The organism is Streptomyces sp. NPDC030183 (assembly GCF_055573455.1).
Genome location: NZ_JBVIBK010000023.1, coordinates 91,676 through 106,331 on the forward strand (window position 1 = coordinate 91,676; position 14,656 = coordinate 106,331).

The 14,656-nt window shown below is 69.0% G+C and carries 12 protein-coding genes, 1 tRNA gene and 3 pseudogenes; 6 read left to right on the forward strand and 10 right to left on the reverse strand.

The annotated features are described in order from the left end of the window. Positions 1–9 precede the first annotated feature (9 nt). The 6 genes from thrB to ACZ4Z2_RS26620 form a co-directional block, all read right to left on the reverse strand. Positions 10–963: a homoserine kinase gene (thrB, locus tag ACZ4Z2_RS26595; protein WP_468079265.1), complete on the reverse strand. Its 954-nt coding sequence runs from the start codon at positions 961–963 to the stop codon at positions 10–12. A gap of 304 nt (positions 964–1,267) precedes the next feature. Further along, positions 1,268–2,326 carry a threonine synthase gene (thrC, locus tag ACZ4Z2_RS26600; protein ID WP_468079267.1) on the reverse strand — a complete coding sequence of 353 codons (1,059 nt, stop codon included), beginning with the start codon at positions 2,324–2,326 and terminating at the stop codon, positions 1,268–1,270. A 6-nt stretch (positions 2,327–2,332) separates the two neighbouring features. Then, complete coding sequence (locus ACZ4Z2_RS26605; RefSeq protein WP_468079268.1) at positions 2,333–3,625, reverse strand: homoserine dehydrogenase; 1,293 nt, start codon at positions 3,623–3,625, stop codon at positions 2,333–2,335. Between the two features lie 266 nt (positions 3,626–3,891). Beyond that, positions 3,892–5,283 (reverse strand): diaminopimelate decarboxylase, encoded by a 1,392-nt coding sequence (gene lysA, locus ACZ4Z2_RS26610; protein WP_468079269.1) that lies wholly within the window; start codon positions 5,281–5,283, stop codon positions 3,892–3,894. A gap of 430 nt (positions 5,284–5,713) precedes the next feature. Then, positions 5,714–7,168 carry an ArgS-related anticodon-binding protein NrtL gene (gene nrtL, locus ACZ4Z2_RS26615; protein WP_468079270.1) on the reverse strand — a complete coding sequence of 485 codons (1,455 nt, stop codon included), beginning with the start codon at positions 7,166–7,168 and terminating at the stop codon, positions 5,714–5,716. A 285-nt stretch (positions 7,169–7,453) separates the two neighbouring features. After that, positions 7,454–8,047, reverse strand: coding sequence for a response regulator (locus tag ACZ4Z2_RS26620; protein ID WP_468079272.1), 594 nt, complete (start codon positions 8,045–8,047; stop codon positions 7,454–7,456). Positions 8,048–8,171: 124 nt separating this feature from the next. Here ACZ4Z2_RS26620 and ACZ4Z2_RS26625 point away from each other — a divergent pair. Then, positions 8,172–8,243 (forward strand) — tRNA-Arg (locus tag ACZ4Z2_RS26625). Between the two features lie 169 nt (positions 8,244–8,412). Here ACZ4Z2_RS26625 and ACZ4Z2_RS26630 read toward each other — a convergent pair. The 3 genes and pseudogenes from ACZ4Z2_RS26630 to ACZ4Z2_RS26640 all read right to left on the reverse strand — a co-directional run. Next, positions 8,413–8,835: a hypothetical protein gene (locus tag ACZ4Z2_RS26630; protein WP_468079273.1), complete on the reverse strand. Its 423-nt coding sequence runs from the start codon at positions 8,833–8,835 to the stop codon at positions 8,413–8,415. Positions 8,836–8,975: 140 nt separating this feature from the next. Beyond that, a pseudogene (locus ACZ4Z2_RS26635) lies at positions 8,976–9,777 on the reverse strand (NERD domain-containing protein). A gap of 3 nt (positions 9,778–9,780) precedes the next feature. Continuing rightward, a pseudogene (locus ACZ4Z2_RS26640) lies at positions 9,781–9,981 on the reverse strand (hypothetical protein); the annotation flags it as partial. Between the two features lie 56 nt (positions 9,982–10,037). Here ACZ4Z2_RS26640 and ACZ4Z2_RS26645 point away from each other — a divergent pair. Both ACZ4Z2_RS26645 and ACZ4Z2_RS26650 read left to right on the forward strand, forming a co-directional pair. Beyond that, positions 10,038–10,727 carry a NucA/NucB deoxyribonuclease domain-containing protein gene (locus ACZ4Z2_RS26645; RefSeq protein ID WP_468079275.1) on the forward strand — a complete coding sequence of 230 codons (690 nt, stop codon included), beginning with the start codon at positions 10,038–10,040 and terminating at the stop codon, positions 10,725–10,727. Between the two features lie 18 nt (positions 10,728–10,745). Next, positions 10,746–11,273, forward strand: coding sequence for a hypothetical protein (locus ACZ4Z2_RS26650; RefSeq protein WP_468079276.1), 528 nt, complete (start codon positions 10,746–10,748; stop codon positions 11,271–11,273). 9 nt (positions 11,274–11,282) lie between these two features. On the opposite strand, the pseudogene ACZ4Z2_RS26655 reads toward ACZ4Z2_RS26650, so the two are convergent. After that, positions 11,283–11,697 (reverse strand): annotated as a pseudogene (locus ACZ4Z2_RS26655) (transposase); the annotation flags it as partial. 234 nt (positions 11,698–11,931) lie between these two features. On the opposite strand from ACZ4Z2_RS26655, the gene ACZ4Z2_RS26660 reads away from it, so the two are divergent. From ACZ4Z2_RS26660 to modA, 3 genes are all read left to right on the forward strand, one after another. Then, positions 11,932–12,432 carry a hypothetical protein gene (locus tag ACZ4Z2_RS26660; RefSeq protein WP_468079277.1) on the forward strand — a complete coding sequence of 167 codons (501 nt, stop codon included), beginning with the start codon at positions 11,932–11,934 and terminating at the stop codon, positions 12,430–12,432. A gap of 251 nt (positions 12,433–12,683) precedes the next feature. Then, complete coding sequence (locus ACZ4Z2_RS26665) at positions 12,684–13,445, forward strand: ZIP family metal transporter (RefSeq protein WP_468079279.1); 762 nt, start codon at positions 12,684–12,686, stop codon at positions 13,443–13,445. Between the two features lie 316 nt (positions 13,446–13,761). Next, positions 13,762–14,508 carry a molybdate ABC transporter substrate-binding protein gene (gene modA, locus ACZ4Z2_RS26670; protein ID WP_468079280.1) on the forward strand — a complete coding sequence of 249 codons (747 nt, stop codon included), beginning with the start codon at positions 13,762–13,764 and terminating at the stop codon, positions 14,506–14,508. Positions 14,509–14,656 lie beyond the last annotated feature (148 nt).

Consider the following 14,656-nt stretch of genomic DNA (forward strand, 5'->3'; position numbering starts at 1 on the left):
CGTACGCCCCTATGCGTCGCCGCTGTCGGCGCCGCTCTCGGCGACGGTGGTGGTGAGCGGCAGGACGCACGCCCCTCGGGCGTCGAGGTCCAGCCGGTTGGCGGCCCATTCCGCGCCCGCGAGGTGGGCCACCTTGTCGGCGCTGGCCTCGTCGGCCAGGGCCAGGACCGTGGGTCCGGCGCCGGAGATGACCGCCGGGACGCCGTCGGCCCGCAGTCGCTCGACCAGGGCCGCGCTCTCCGGCATGGCGGGCGCCCGGTACTCCTGGTGCAGCCGGTCCTCGGTGGCGGGCAGCAGCAGTTCGGGACGCCTGGTCAGGGCCTCCACGAGCAGGGCCGCGCGGCCGGCGTTGGTGGCGGCGTCGACGTGCGGGACGGTGCGCGGAAGCAGTCCGCGCGCCGTCTCGGTGAGCACGGGCTTTCCGGGGACGAAAACCACCGGAACGATGGAATCGGCGGGATCCATCCTGATGGCCCGGGCGGAGCCGCCCTCCATCCAGGAGAGCGTGAAGCCGCCGAGGAGGCAGGCCGCGACGTTGTCGGGGTGGCCCTCGATCTCGGTGGCGAGTTCCAGCAGGGCGGCGTCGTCGAGCCGGTTCTCGCCGCCTATGGTCACGGCACGGGCGGCGACGATGCCGGCGCAGATGGCGGCCGAGGAGGAGCCGAGGCCGCGGCCGTGCGGAATGCGGTTGGCGCAGACGATCTCCAGGCCCCGCGGCTGGCCGCCCAGCAGGTCGAAGGCGGTGCGCAGGGAGCGGACGAGCAGATGCCGCTCGTCGCGCGGGAGCGTCCCGCTGCCCTCCCCCGCGATGTCGACGTGCAGGCCGGAGTCGGCCACCCGGACGACCACGTCGTCGTAGAGCCCCAGCGACAGACCGAGGGCGTCGAAGCCCGGGCCGAGGTTGGCGCTGGTGGCGGGGACGCGCACCCGTACGGCGGCGGCGCGGAACGCTGGACCGGCCATCGCTCGATGACTCTCCTTGAGCTGCGTGATTGACGATTGTCGAATGACATTCGATGACGTACGCGGGAACCCGGCGGCCGTCTGAGGACGGCGCGGCGCCGCGCCCTTGCGGGGCATATGCGGCAGGCGGGTTCGGTACAGCCTATCGAAGGTGGGTTCTGTGGCGACATAGGGCGCACAGGAGGCGCACGATGCGTGTCGTAAGCCCCCTGTGCACCCCCTGTCGGGTCCTGCCAGGGTTATCCCCCGGGAAACGGCGTCTACGCGCGACTTACTGGCCGTTTCCCGCCATGCTCCGCGCCCGCTAGACGAGACCGAGGCGCTCGGCCGCCGTCGCGGCGTCGACGGGGACGGTGACCGGCTGCGGGGCGCCCGCGACGGCCCAGTCGGGGTCCTTCAGACCGTTGCCCGTGACGGTGCAGACGATGGTCTGGCCCGGGTCGACCCTGCCGTTCTCGGCGGCCTTGAGCAGACCGGCCACGGACGCGGCGGAGGCGGGCTCCACGAACACGCCCTCCTGCGCGGCCAACAGCCGGTAGGCGCGCAGGATCTCACGGTCCGTCACCTCGTCGATGGCACCGCCCGACTCGTCCCTCGCGGCGAGGGCGTACTGCCAGGACGCGGGGTTGCCGATACGGATCGCGGTGGCGATGGTCGACGGGTCCTTGACGACCTCGCCGCGCACGATCGGCGCGGAGCCGGACGCCTGGAAACCCCACATGCGGGGCGTCTTCGCGGCGATGCCGTCGGCGGCGTACTCCTTGTAGCCCTTCCAGTAGGCCGTGATGTTGCCCGCGTTGCCCACCGGCAGGACATGGATGTCCGGGGCGTCGCCGAGCATGTCCACGATCTCGAAGGCGGCCGTCTTCTGGCCCTCGATACGCACCGGATTGACGGAATTCACCAGCGCCACGGGGTAGTTGTCGCTCAGTTCACGCGCGAGGGTGAGGCAGTCGTCGAAGTTGCCGTCGACCTGGAGGATCTTCGCGCCGTGCACCAGGGCCTGGCCCATCTTGCCGAGCGCGATCTTGCCCTGGGGCACCAGCACGGCCGAGACCATGCCCGCGCGGACGGCGTAGGCGGCCGCGGAGGCGGAGGTGTTGCCCGTGGAGGCACAGATGACGGCCTTGGCGCCCTCCTCCTTCGCCCGGGTGATCGCCATGGTCATACCGCGGTCCTTGAAGGACCCGGTGGGGTTGGCGCCCTCCACCTTGAGGTGGACCTCGCAGCCCGTGCGCTCGGAGAGCACCTGCGCGGGGACGAGGGGCGTGCCGCCCTCGCGGAGCGTCACGACCGGCGTGCTGTCGGAGACGGGCAGCCGGTCCCGGTACTCCTCGATGATTCCGCGCCACTGGTGGGTCATTGCTGGTTACTCTCCTTCAACCCGCATGATGCTGGCGACACCCCGCACGGTGTCGAGGTTCCGCAGCGCCTCGACGGTCCCGTTGAGGGAGGCGTCCGAGGCACGATGGGTGACGACGACGAGGGACGCCTCGCCGTCCTTGCCCTGCTGGCGAACGGTATCGATCGACACCCCGTGTTCGGCGAACACGGTCGCGACCTGGGCGAGAACGCCCGGTTTGTCCGCCACGTCGAGGCTGATGTGATAGCGCGTGACGACCTCGCCCATGGGCGAGACCCGCAGGGCGGCGTACGCGGACTCGCCGGGCCCGGTGGCGCCCGCGAGCCGGTTGCGGCAGACGGCCACGAGGTCGCCGAGGACCGCGGAGGCCGTGGGCGAGCCGCCCGCTCCCGGGCCGTAGAACATCAGCTGGCCCGCGGCGTCCGACTCCACGAACACGGCGTTGTACGCGCCGCGTACGGAGGCCAGCGGGTGGGTCAGCGGGATCATCGCGGGGTGCACGCGCGCCGTGACGGAGCCACCGTCCGCGGCCCGCTCGCAGATGGCGAGCAGTTTGATGGTGCAGCCCATGTTCTTGGCGGAGGCGAAGTCGGCGGCGGTGACCTCGGTCATGCCCTCGCGGTAGACGTCGTCGAGCCGTACCCGCGAGTGGAAGGCGATCCCGGCGAGGATCGCGGCCTTGGCGGCGGCGTCGAAGCCCTCGACGTCGGCGGTCGGGTCGGCCTCGGCGTAACCGAGCGCGGTGGCCTCGTCCAGGGCCTCCTGATATCCGGCGCCCGTGGAATCCATCTTGTCGAGGATGAAATTGGTGGTGCCGTTGACGATGCCCATCACCCGGTTGATCTTGTCCCCGGCGAGGGACTCGCGCAGCGGGCGGATCAGCGGAATGGCGCCGGCGACGGCGGCCTCGTAGTAGAGGTCCTTGCCCGCCTCCTCGGCGACCGCGTGCAGGGCGGCGCCGTCCTGGGCGAGCAGCGCCTTGTTGGCGGAGACGACGGAGGCGCCGTGCTCGAACGCGGTGGTGATGAGCGAGCGGGCGGGCTCGATACCGCCGATGACCTCGACGACGACGTCGATGTCCCCGCGTTTGACGAGGGCGGTGGCGTCGGTGGTGACGAGGGCCGGGTCGATGCCCTCACGGACCCTGGAGGGCCGGCGGACGGCCACGCCCGCGAGTTCGACGGGAGCGCCGATCCGGGCGGCGAGGTCGTCGGCGTGCGTCGTCATGATGCGCGCCACCTCTGAGCCGACAACCCCACAGCCCAGCAGCGCCACCTTCAGCGGACGCGTACGCATCATCCGACCTCGTTTCCTCACATACCGAATACGGTGGAACCAGTCTCACTCACCGGACGGGAGTTTCTATCCCTCGTCCGGATCGTGAGACATCTATTTCATTTTCGCGGGGCCGTAAGACGGAGATCTTTCGGCCCCGCAATTCCCCGGCACGCATTATCCGCCCCGTCGCGGCCCGCCCCTTCGCGGAGGCGGCAGCGGCGGCAGCAGCAGACAGCCGCAGCAGCGACTGCGACTGCGACTGCGACTGCGATGCGACCGGGATCGCGTCACCCGACGTCGAGACGCAGGAGATCCTCCTCCGTCTCCCGCCGGACGATCACACGGGCCTCCCCGTCCGTGACCGCGACGACGGGCGGGCGCAGCACATGGTTGTAGTTGCTCGCCATGGAACGGCAGTACGCGCCGGTCGCCGGCACCGCGATCAGGTCACCCGGTGCCAGGTCGGCCGGCAGGAACGCGTCCTTCACCACGATGTCACCGCTCTCGCAGTGCTTGCCGACCACCCGCGCGAGCATCGGTTCGGCGTCGGACGTACGGGACACCAGCGCGACGCTGTACTCGGCGTCGTACAGAGCGGTCCGAATATTGTCCGACATGCCTCCGTCGACCGAGACATAGGTCCGCAGTCCGTCCAGCGGCTTGATGGTGCCGACCTCGTAGAGCGTGAAGGCGGTCGGCCCGACGATGGCGCGCCCCGGCTCGACGGAGATCCGCGGCGTACGCAGCCGGGCGCCCTCGCACTCCCGCGTGACGATCTCGGTGAGCGCCTTGGCGATCTCGTGCGGCTCGCGCGGGTCGTCGGCGCTGGTGTACGCGATGCCGAGGCCGCCGCCGAGGTCGATCTCGGGCAGTTCGACGCCGTGCTCGTCGCGGATGTCCTTGAGCAGCCCGACGACGCGGTGGGCGGCGACCTCGAAGCCGGAGGTGTCGAAGATCTGGGACCCGATGTGGGAGTGGATCCCGATGAGCTCCAGACCGTCGAGCTTCAGCGCCCGTCGCACGGCCTCGGCGGCCTGCCCCCCGGCGAGCGGGATGCCGAACTTCTGGTCCTCGTGCGCGGTGGCGATGAACTCGTGGGTGTGCGCCTCGACGCCGACGGTCACCCGGATCTGCACGCGCTGGCGCTTGCCGAGCTCCTGGGCGATGTGCGCGACCCGCACGATCTCCTGGAAGGAGTCGAGGACGATACGGCCGACGCCGGCCTCGACCGCCCGGTGGATCTCCTCCGTGGACTTGTTGTTGCCGTGGAAGGCGATGCGGTCGGCGGGCATTCCGGCGGACAGGGCGGTGGCGAGCTCGCCGCCGGAGCAGACGTCGAGGTTGAGCCCCTCCTCGTGCAGCCAGCGCACCACGGCGCGCGAGAGGAACGCCTTGCCGGCGTAGAACACGTCGGCGTCCTGGCCGAACGCGGTGCGCCAGGCGCGGGCGCGGGCGCGGAAGTCGGCCTCGTCGAGGAAGTAGGCGGGGGTGCCGAACTCTTCGGCGAGCGTCTTGACGTCGACGCCGCCGACGCGGACGACTCCGTCGTCCCCGCGGTCGACGGTCTGCGCCCACACCTTCGGGTCGAGCGTGTTCAGGTCGGCGGGCGGGGCGCTGTAATGCCCCTCGGGGAGCACATCGGCGTGACGGGGCCCGGCGGGGTGTGCGGAACGGCTCATGACTGGGTCTGACTCTCTCTGCCTATCGGGACTCTGTGCAAGCGGGGCCTGGGGCGGGGCTTGGGCTTCGGCTTCCGGCTTCGGCTCGGGGCTTCGGCTTGGGCTTGGGCTTCGGGCTTGGGCTGCGGCTTGGGCATTGGGCTTTGGGCTGCGGCTTGGGCTCTTGGCTTAGGGCTTCGGCTCGTGGCCTTGGGCTTCAGCGTTGGCTTCGGCGTTTGCTTCGGCTCTTGGCCTTGGGCTTCGGCGTTTGCTTCGGCTCTTGGCCCTGGCCATGGCCTGGGCCGATGGCTTGGGCCGATGGCTTGGGCCGATGGCTTGGGCCGATGGCTTGGGCCGATGGCTTGGGCCTGGGGCCGAGGGCTTTGGGCCTTGCACTTGGCCTGGGCTTGGGCTGGGGCTTTGGCTTCGGGCTGGGGGCCGGTGGGCTCGCTCAGAGGTATTCGGGTGCGTCGATGCCGAGCAGGGACAGGCCGCCGGCCAGCACCGTCCCGGCGGCTTCGGCAAGCGCCAGCCGGGCCCGGTGGGCGGCCGAGGGTTTCTCGTCGCCGCGCGGCAGCACCGTGTGCTGGAAGGCCAGCAGGGCGTCGGCGGTGACGACCAGGTGCCGGGCGAGGCGGTCGGGCGTTCGGTGGGTCGCGGCGCGAAGGAGGACGTGGGGGTACTCGGAGATCGCGGTGAGGAGGGGGGTGGGGTCGGAAGCGGGGGCGAGGGCGGGGGTGGCGCCCGGGACCGTGAAGGGTGTGGCGCCCGACGCGGTGCCGAGTACGGGGGCCGGGTCCTGGGCCACGGCCGCGGCGGGGGCGGGGCGGAGGGCCGCGAACGGGGCCGAGTTCTGAGCGGTGAAGGGTGCGGCGATGACCCCGTGATCGTCACCGGGGGCGACGGCACCGGTGGTGGCGGCAGCGTCTGCGCCGGCCGACGTGGTGGCGTCTAGGTGGCCCGGGGTGCCGGTGAAACCGAGGGTGGCGGCGTTGCGGCTGAGTGCGCGGGCTCGGGCGTGGGCGTAGCGGACGCGGAAGAGGGGGTTGCTGGCCCGCTGTACGAGGAGGTCCGCGGTGATACGGGGCCGGTCGTGGGCGGCGGGGTGCAGCAGGGCCCAACGAAGGGCGTCGGGGCCGAGGGGCGTGGGGTCCTCGGGGGCGGGGACGGGCCGGAGGTCGATGGGCTGGGCGGAGCGGTCCGACTCCTCCGACACTGCGGAGAACTCAAAGCCTTCCGAGCCTGCTGGACCTACCGAGCCTGCTGGACCTTCCGAACCTGCTGGACCTTTCGAACCTGCTGGACCTTCCGGACCTAGTGGGCCTTCCGAACCTGCTGGACCCTCCGACTTCTCTGGACTATCTGCCCCCTGGGCTGACCCCTCTGCCTCCTCCGTGAGACGGGACCCCGGCCCAGGCCGCACCGCCGGCCTGACGTGGTGGACCTCCACCCGGCCGCCCTGGCTGGCGACGATCCGCCCGACCGCGTCGGCGACAACCTCGGCGCGAATGTCGTACGGGATGCGCAGCCGGACGACCTGCCCGGCGAGGGAGTCGCTGTGCCCGTACGGAGGGCCGCCGGCCCGCCGGTCGAGCACCTCACGCACGAGGGAGGCGACGGCGTTGCGATCGAGGTGGATGTTGAGGAAGCCGGGCCCGGTGATCTCGACAGCGGCGACGCCCTCGGTCCGGCTGAGGTGGGGCCGCAGAATCTCGGCGACCTGCCGGGGCGGCCGCCCAGCGGGCCGGGCCAGCTGCAAGGCGATGTTGGTGGCGTAGTCCCCAGTGCCACCGGGCCCTGGCGGGGTGACCACCGCCCGTGCGGGCACGGCCACGCTCAGCTCCCCTTGATCCACAGCACGGCGCACCGCGTGCAACACGGTGCGGGAGAGCTCGACGGGGGTCACGGGGACAAGCGTATGGGAGGAGGGGGGTGGGTATGCGAGCAGGTTTCCCGCGTGGTCCGGGATGTGGACAGCCGGGACTCGGATGCGGGGGCGGCGCGACGGCGCGGGCAGGGCTGGAGGGAGCGGACGGGAAGGACGTCAACGGGACGTCAACGGGACGTCAACGGGACCTGCGACAGCACCGGACCGGCGCCGGGACCGCAGAGCGGACGGAAGCCCGGCCACTTCAGCGGGGGCCGAGCGAGGGAAACGGACCGGACCTCGAGTAATGGGGGGAACCGAGAGTCAGCTACCGGAACGCCCGGCCCACTCGGCCCCCTCGCCTCCGCCCCCATGCCCCATACCGCCCGCAGACGCAGCGGAACCGGCACCGGCACTGGCACTGGCCCCGGCACTGGTGTTGCCCCCCGAACTGGCACCGGCACTGATCCCAGCCTGCGCGGCGGGGTCGGACTCGCCCCGCTCGACCAACTGCCTCACGAGGGCGACGAGTTCGTCGGGCTCGAAGGGCTTGGCGAGGAAGGCGTCGACGCCGACGTCGAGCCCGGCCTCGACCTCGTACTGGGTACAGGCGCTGACGATGGCGAGGGGCAACCGCTGGGTACGGGAGTCACCGCGGAGGCGGGCGGCGGTACGGAGGCCGTCGAGCCGGGGCATGACCACGTCGAGGGTGATCACATCGGGGCGAACCTGATGAACGACGTCCAGACACTCGGCACCATCGGCCGCGGTCACCACCTCGAAGCCCTCCAGCTCGAGGTTGACCCTGATCAGCTGCCGGATGACCTTGTTGTCGTCCACAACAAGCACCCGACCGGACACGCCTGGCACAACTCGAGAGTAGGTCGAGCCCCACCGCCGCGTCCGGGTTTTCCCCACTTCCGCCCCCTGCGGGCGACCTCCCCCAGCTCAACCCCACCCCCACACCCCGTAAACCGTTCATGACCTGCCCCACGGAGCTGGTAGGGTTTTACCCGTCGCCGCCAAACAAGGCGCCCGACACGCCCCCGTAGCTCAGGGGATAGAGCAACGGCCTCCGGAGCCGTGTGCGCAGGTTCGAATCCTGCCGGGGGCACCTTGCATGAGGTGCCCAAAGACCCCGTCACCAGCGGAAACGCTGAGGCCGGGGTCTTCATGTTTGCAGCCGTATCCCGCTCGGAGCGGCCGTATGTCGGGGTCCTGCGGACGAGGCGTAGACGGGATCTTGGAGCATCACCCCAGGTAAACGTGATTGCGGTTCCGCCCTAGTCGGCGGTGACTCCCCAATAGCCGACTTGCGCAGGCCTACCGTCGCGGTAGAGCACTGTGCAGTTCCCCTGGGCGCGGCCCGGGAAGTCCAACCGCTCGGAATCGAGAGCGGCATCCCACTCCTCATAGGTCGGCCGGCCGTGGGGAGCCCACGCACGCACCTCACCCTCGGTCAGGGGTCGCATGAACGGGCCGTCGTCCATGTCCGCGGCCTCGATCATGAGAGGGAAGTCCAGCACGGTGCCCGTGCCTCCGGTGAAGATGTACTCCTGCCATTCCGGGTCGCGCCACAGTTCCTCGACGGACAGTCCTTCGAAACCGTGGTTGTCCCGCGCCAGCTCGTCCGCCTGGGCCTGTCGGAACGCAGCCACCAGATCGCGCTGATACGGGCCCGTGTGGTTCCATCCGTTGCCGCCCATCCGCGTCACCCCTCCATTCGCACTGCTTGTTCAAGAGCGGAGCGTAAGAGACGGCACTGACAGGCCACCCCGGCAATCGTCAAACCCTGGAGGCCACCCACAGCTCCCGCGAGGATCCGGCACCTCCTGAGAACACCGGCTCAGGCCCGACCCCAGGCCTGGCGATGGCGAGCGACGCCATACACCTGCTCGACCTGCTCAGCCGTAAGCACCCCGGAAAGCGGTGCCAGCGCCGCCACCTGACACTCCCTGTACACGCGCACGCCGAGCTGCGTGGCGACCACTTTCAGACCAGTCGCTCCGACGAAGACCAACAGTGGTTCCACCGGGACAGGAAGGCCGCGGTAGTGCTCAAGCACTCGAATGAACCGCTTGACCGTCGCCCGGCTCTTGGGCGCATAGGCGGCCGCATGCAAGTGATTGACGTCCACGTTGTGGGCCAGGGGGTTTGAATGCAGGACGCTCCATCCGGGAAGCGCCAAACGGTCCAGCTCCGCTCCTGCTCGTCTCTCCCCCGCCAGGCCCTGACGCCACGAGGCCACTCCGAGGGACGCCGCAGAAGCCGTGAGACGACTCGCTCGAACAGACCTGGGCCGGATGTGGCGAGCAGGTCACGGAGTGATTCTCCGGGGCGGTTGGTGGCCAGGTCGTCTGCCGGCGTCAGAGGCGGCAGCGTCGGGCGTCCTTCAGCTTCAGATGCCTCCTGCGGCAAGATTAGCCTGGGGTTGTCCCGTAAGTGGTGTGTCAGCACGGCGATCACGTCGTCGCGATGCTCGCCGCCTAAGACGGTGATGCCCCCGTCCTTACGTCCGCCCAACCGACCGCGGTTTCGTCAGGCACATTCGCATACAGGCGATCATGTCCGTATCGCTTCCAGCACGCGATCTTCAGCTCCACTAGCCCCCTCGTCTGCTCTCGGCTTGAAGCATCGCAGCAGGTGATGCCTTAAACGAGAGAGGCTCCGGACAAGATGCCCGGAGCCCCAATGGGATGCAGGGTGTCTGACTCGTATTCGCGAAGGAGGTCCTCGATACGCCGGTTGGCGACGTCCTGCCTTCCGTCGAGGCACTTCGCGTAGTGGGTGAGCAGGACTTCAACGCTATTGCTGGCGCGTTCCGCCACCTCGGTCCGGTCCACCCCCGCGTGCGAGGTGTGCGGGCCGAGCGCGTCGACGGCGGCGGTCATCATTGCGGACCCCCAAGGTGACCGCGCCGCAGACCGAAGTTCGCGACGAGTTGCTCGGCGCGTGGGACAGTCGGTCCCAATGGACCCTCACCTACACGTCCCCGGACAAGGGCACCTTGTTCAAGGACGGCAACCAGCAACGCGTCTTTTCGACCGTCGCGATGGACCTGAGCGTCAGCGCCCCCAACGCCGCCCCCTACAACGACGGTGGCAGCGTCTACACCTCAAGCGTCCGCTACGACAGCGCCGGCCCAGCCGCGGGCAAGCACAAAGGCACCGTCTTCACTCAAGCCCGTGTGGAACTCGTGATGAGTCAGGAGGACCCGGCAGTCAACGAAAGCGCTCTGCACATCTACGACGCCCTGAACCGCCCCGAGCGCACCTTCCCCTCGTGGGTCGGCAGGAGCGTCCCGGGAGCGAAGGAACCCCTGCACCGGTTGGTCGACAGGGAGAAGCAAGGGAAGAACCGCAAGCGCTTGATCGCGGAATACAGGAAGGTGTGGGGCGACTATTCGGGACCCGACCTTCAGCGCGACGAGTACCCCTTCGCCTCCACACAGGAAGATTCCACCAAGGGCGACAACCGGTTTTCCGTCCGGCTGATCGACGGCGACGACAGTGAGACGGGAGGCCGCAAGCTGGACGAGATGTACACCCTCAGCCGGATCCTCGACGGCGACGCCTTCTACATGAAGATCACCAACTAGAAGAAGGGCAGCGGCAATATGGCGCTCCTGGTCGAATACAGCTGCAAGGCCACACCGGCCCGCCGCGTCGTCGAGGTCTACGACTCCGACGCTTACCTCAGCGACGACGGCGCCATGGCCGCTGCCCGCAGGCAGGTGGTGGCCGGCAATGGTTACCACCTGTACATCCGCAGCCTCCAACCCGACATCGACGTCGAGGTCGCCATCCGCGTCTGGGACACCCCGCCGGGCCCGCCCGCCGATGCGGAAGGCCATGTCCCTGTGAGTATCGAGTCCGAAACCGGCGTCCTAGTCGTCAACCAACTCGAATACGGCCCGGCAGGAGAAATGACTCTGCCCCGCCCCGGCCTCTACGAAGGTCACGCCTGGTGGGTCGGACGCCAGGCGACCGCTGACTACTACGAGGAAAGCCTCGACCACCCTACGGACGACACCTTCGAAGACCAGCTCGCCCAGGCCTGGAACAACTGCCCCGTCATCGAACGCTACGTCCTCGACCTCGCCTACAGCCGCGAACCTGAAGTCCTCGATGAGGACGACTTCTGAGACCGTGTTCTATGCGATGAGGCGGACTATTCGCTTGTAGCAGCAGAGAGCGGCTGCGAGTTGGAGGATGGCCAGGTGGTTGCGGGGATGGCGCTCGTAGCGAGGGCTCAGGCGTCAGTAGCCAGGGAGCCAGGACATTGTCCGCTCGATGTCCCAACGGTGGCGCCCTAATCGTTCGCTGCATTCGACGCCTTTGCGGGCGATGCGGACGCCGATTCGCGTCCATCGGAGCCGTCTGCGCAGGTCCGGCGCGGTCGTCGGCTTTGTCTGCATGGAGGTGCTGGGGCGTGAAGTACCGGCCGCGGCGGGGGTCGGGTCTCGTTCGGGTGACCCCCGATCATGGGCTTCAGCCCTTCACTGTCGTGGGTGTAGCCGGCCGAGATACGAGAAGGGGCAGTTCGTTCGCGTCCGACAGGACGTGCACAGGAGGCGCTACTCGATGTTGAGCCGGTACCTCACACGAACAAAGGTGCGCAGGTTTCGACATGGGATTACCGGAAGAGCGGCCGCGTAACGCGACAACTGACCATTCAACAAAAGAGAGTTGGTGCACGGGTCAAAATGCGCACGGGTGGCCTAGGGCGTAGCCTGGAAAGCAGAGGGGGTGTTGGCGGGCTGAGTTACAGCCGCATGGACCCATTTTGATGGAGGGAACCCCATGAAGGCAAATCGCTCCGTAGTCTGGCGGGCGCTCGTTATTCCCGCCGCTGCAGCCATTGCGGTCCCCGCTCTAGCGACAGACGCCCAGGCCAATCATCAGAAGACGGTGACCGGAAACGTCAGCATGCGGATCATGGATTGGGAGAACTTCGGCCCAAATACCGTCTGCAACCGGGGTTTTTCGCTTACCCCAGTCACGCTCACAAAGGGTAGCGGTTCCACGAAAGTCCGCGCATGGTCCAAGTGCGGCGGAGAGATCAGGGTCGAGGTTCACTACAGGCTTGCCGCCGATTCGAATGGAGTCGTTCGCGTGACCGAAGGTCTCGTCGAGTTCTATGAGGGCGACACCGAGAACAACGGCGACTTGGACGGCGCGTCAGCCTTCGCGCACAGGATCCTGTTTCCTGGGGCGAGCACCTCCTGGAACATACATGTGCAGAATTGGAATGAGGGGGAGCCCGACGACAAGGCTGACGTGACGCTCACCCTGCGCAACTAATCAACCGAACTGACCTGAGTGGAGGGCGCCTTCCACAGGCGGATCGAGAGGAACCCGGCCGCGCCCTCCCCGTGTGGGTGGCGGGCCGGATGTCGTCAGTCGCGCTCACGCACCGTCCTTCCGCTCGCAAGCCAACGCTCGTATGTGGACCGTCTGATCCGCATCTGTGTCGGTCGGCCTGTCACGGGAGGTCTGGGGCTTTCAGCGCCTGGTGCACGTCGATCGGGAGGGGTGCGGGTACACGGGGCGGCATGAGTGACGTGTTGATGGCTGGGTTCTGGGGGCTCGTCGCGGGGGCCGCGTTGTTGGTGGGGGCCCTGGTCGGGTTCGCGGTGCGTGTGCCGCAGAAGGTGATCGCGGCCGTGATGGCCTTCGGGGCCGGGGTGTTGATCTCGGCCGTCTCCTTCGAGTTGATGGGCGAGGCTTACGAGGAGGCCGGGCTTGCTCCTGCCGCCGTGGGGGCGCTGGTGGGGGCGTTGGCCTATACCGGGGGGAACGTGTGGCTCGCCCGTCGTGGGGCCCGGCATCGTAAGCGGTCCGGGTATCAGCGGGCGCGGGCGCAGCCGTCCGAGGACGAGCAGGGTGGGTCCGGGATGGCGTTGGCCCTGGGGGCGCTGTTGGACGGGGTGCCCGAGTCCGCGGTGATCGGGGTGAGCCTGCTGGACGGCGGTGCCGTCAGTCTTGTGACCGTTGCCGCTGTGTTCATCAGCAACGTTCCCGAGGGGCTGTCCAGCTCTGCGGGGATGAAGAAGGCCGGCCGTGGTCGTGGCTATGTGTTCGGGGTGTGGGGGGCGATCGCCGGCGCCAGCATGATCTCGGCCGTGCTGGGCTACACCGTGGTCGGTTCCTTCTCGCCCGCCGTCATCGCCGGCGTGACCGCGGTGGCCGCCGGGGCGATCCTCGCGATGGTGGCCGACACCATGATTCCCGAGGCGTTCGAGGACGCCCACCTGGCTATCGGGCTGATCACTGTGAGTGGGTTTCTCGTTTCCTTCGGTCTCTCCCACGTCTGAGTTCGGGGGTGGGTGGTGCGGGCGCTTTGTGCAGCGGCGACGGGCACCGTCATGTTCCGGGCCGCCTGTGACCGCCCTGCGCTCGGGCCGCCGCGACCACGCCGGGGATGCCTGGTGAGCGCACATGCCAGGTATGTAGGCGTGCCGTCTCGCTTGTGCGATGTCACCACGCCTCTTCAGCTTGTAAGTGCGCCAGAATGGGTTCCTGCTTGAGTGAGAGGAGTGGGGCGTGGTGGCTCGTTCTTTCGGGGCGGGGTGGCTGGGGCGGCGGAAGCGGCTCGGGCGGTGGGGGGCCCTCGTCGGTGGGGTTGTGCTGGTGGGGGTCACTGGGTGTTCGGCCGGGGAGGGCTCCGGTGGGGGTGGGGAGGCGGCGGCCTCGGGTGACGTTTCCGGGGAGGTGACCGTCTTCGCCGCCGCTTCGTTGAAGGAGAGCTTCACGGAGTTGGGGACGCGGTTCGAGAAGGCGCATCCCGGGGTCGAGGTGACCTTCAACTTCGGCGGCAGTGACGCCCTGGCCGCGAGCATCACCGGGGGCGCGCCGGCGGATGTGTTCGCGTCGGCCAGTCCCAAGACGATGAAGATCGTGACGGACGCGGGGGACGCCGTCGGGGCGCCCGCGACGTTCGTGCGGAATGAGCTGGAGATCGCCACCCTGTCAGGGAATCCCGACGGGATCGACTCTCTGAAGGACCTCACCAGGAGCGGGCTGAAGGTCGTGCTGTGCGACAAGGAGGTGCCCTGTGGCGCCGCCGCGCAGAAGGCGCTCGATGCCAGTGGGCTCCGGCTCACTCCCGTCTCCTACGAGCAGGACGTCAAGGCCGCCCTCACCAAGGTCGAGCTGAAGGAGGCCGACGCCGCGGTGGTCTACAAGACCGATGTGCTCGCCGCGGGTGACAAGGTGGAGGGCGTGGAGTTTCCCGAAGCGGCGGACGCCGTCAACGACTATCCGATCGCCCTCCTCAAGGAGGCACGCAGCGCGAAGGCCGCCAAGGCGTTCATCGCGCTCGTGCGGTCCTCCGAGGGGCAGGGGGTCCTGAGCGACGCCGGGTTCCTGAAGCCGTGACCGTGGGTTCGGTCGACGGTTCGGGTGCCGGGTCCGGCTCGGCTGGCGGGTCCGGTTCGGGTGCCGGGTCCGGCTCGGCTGGCGGGTCCGGTTCGGGTGCCGGGTCCGGCTCGGCTGGCGGGTCCGGTTCGGGTGCCGGGTCCGGCTC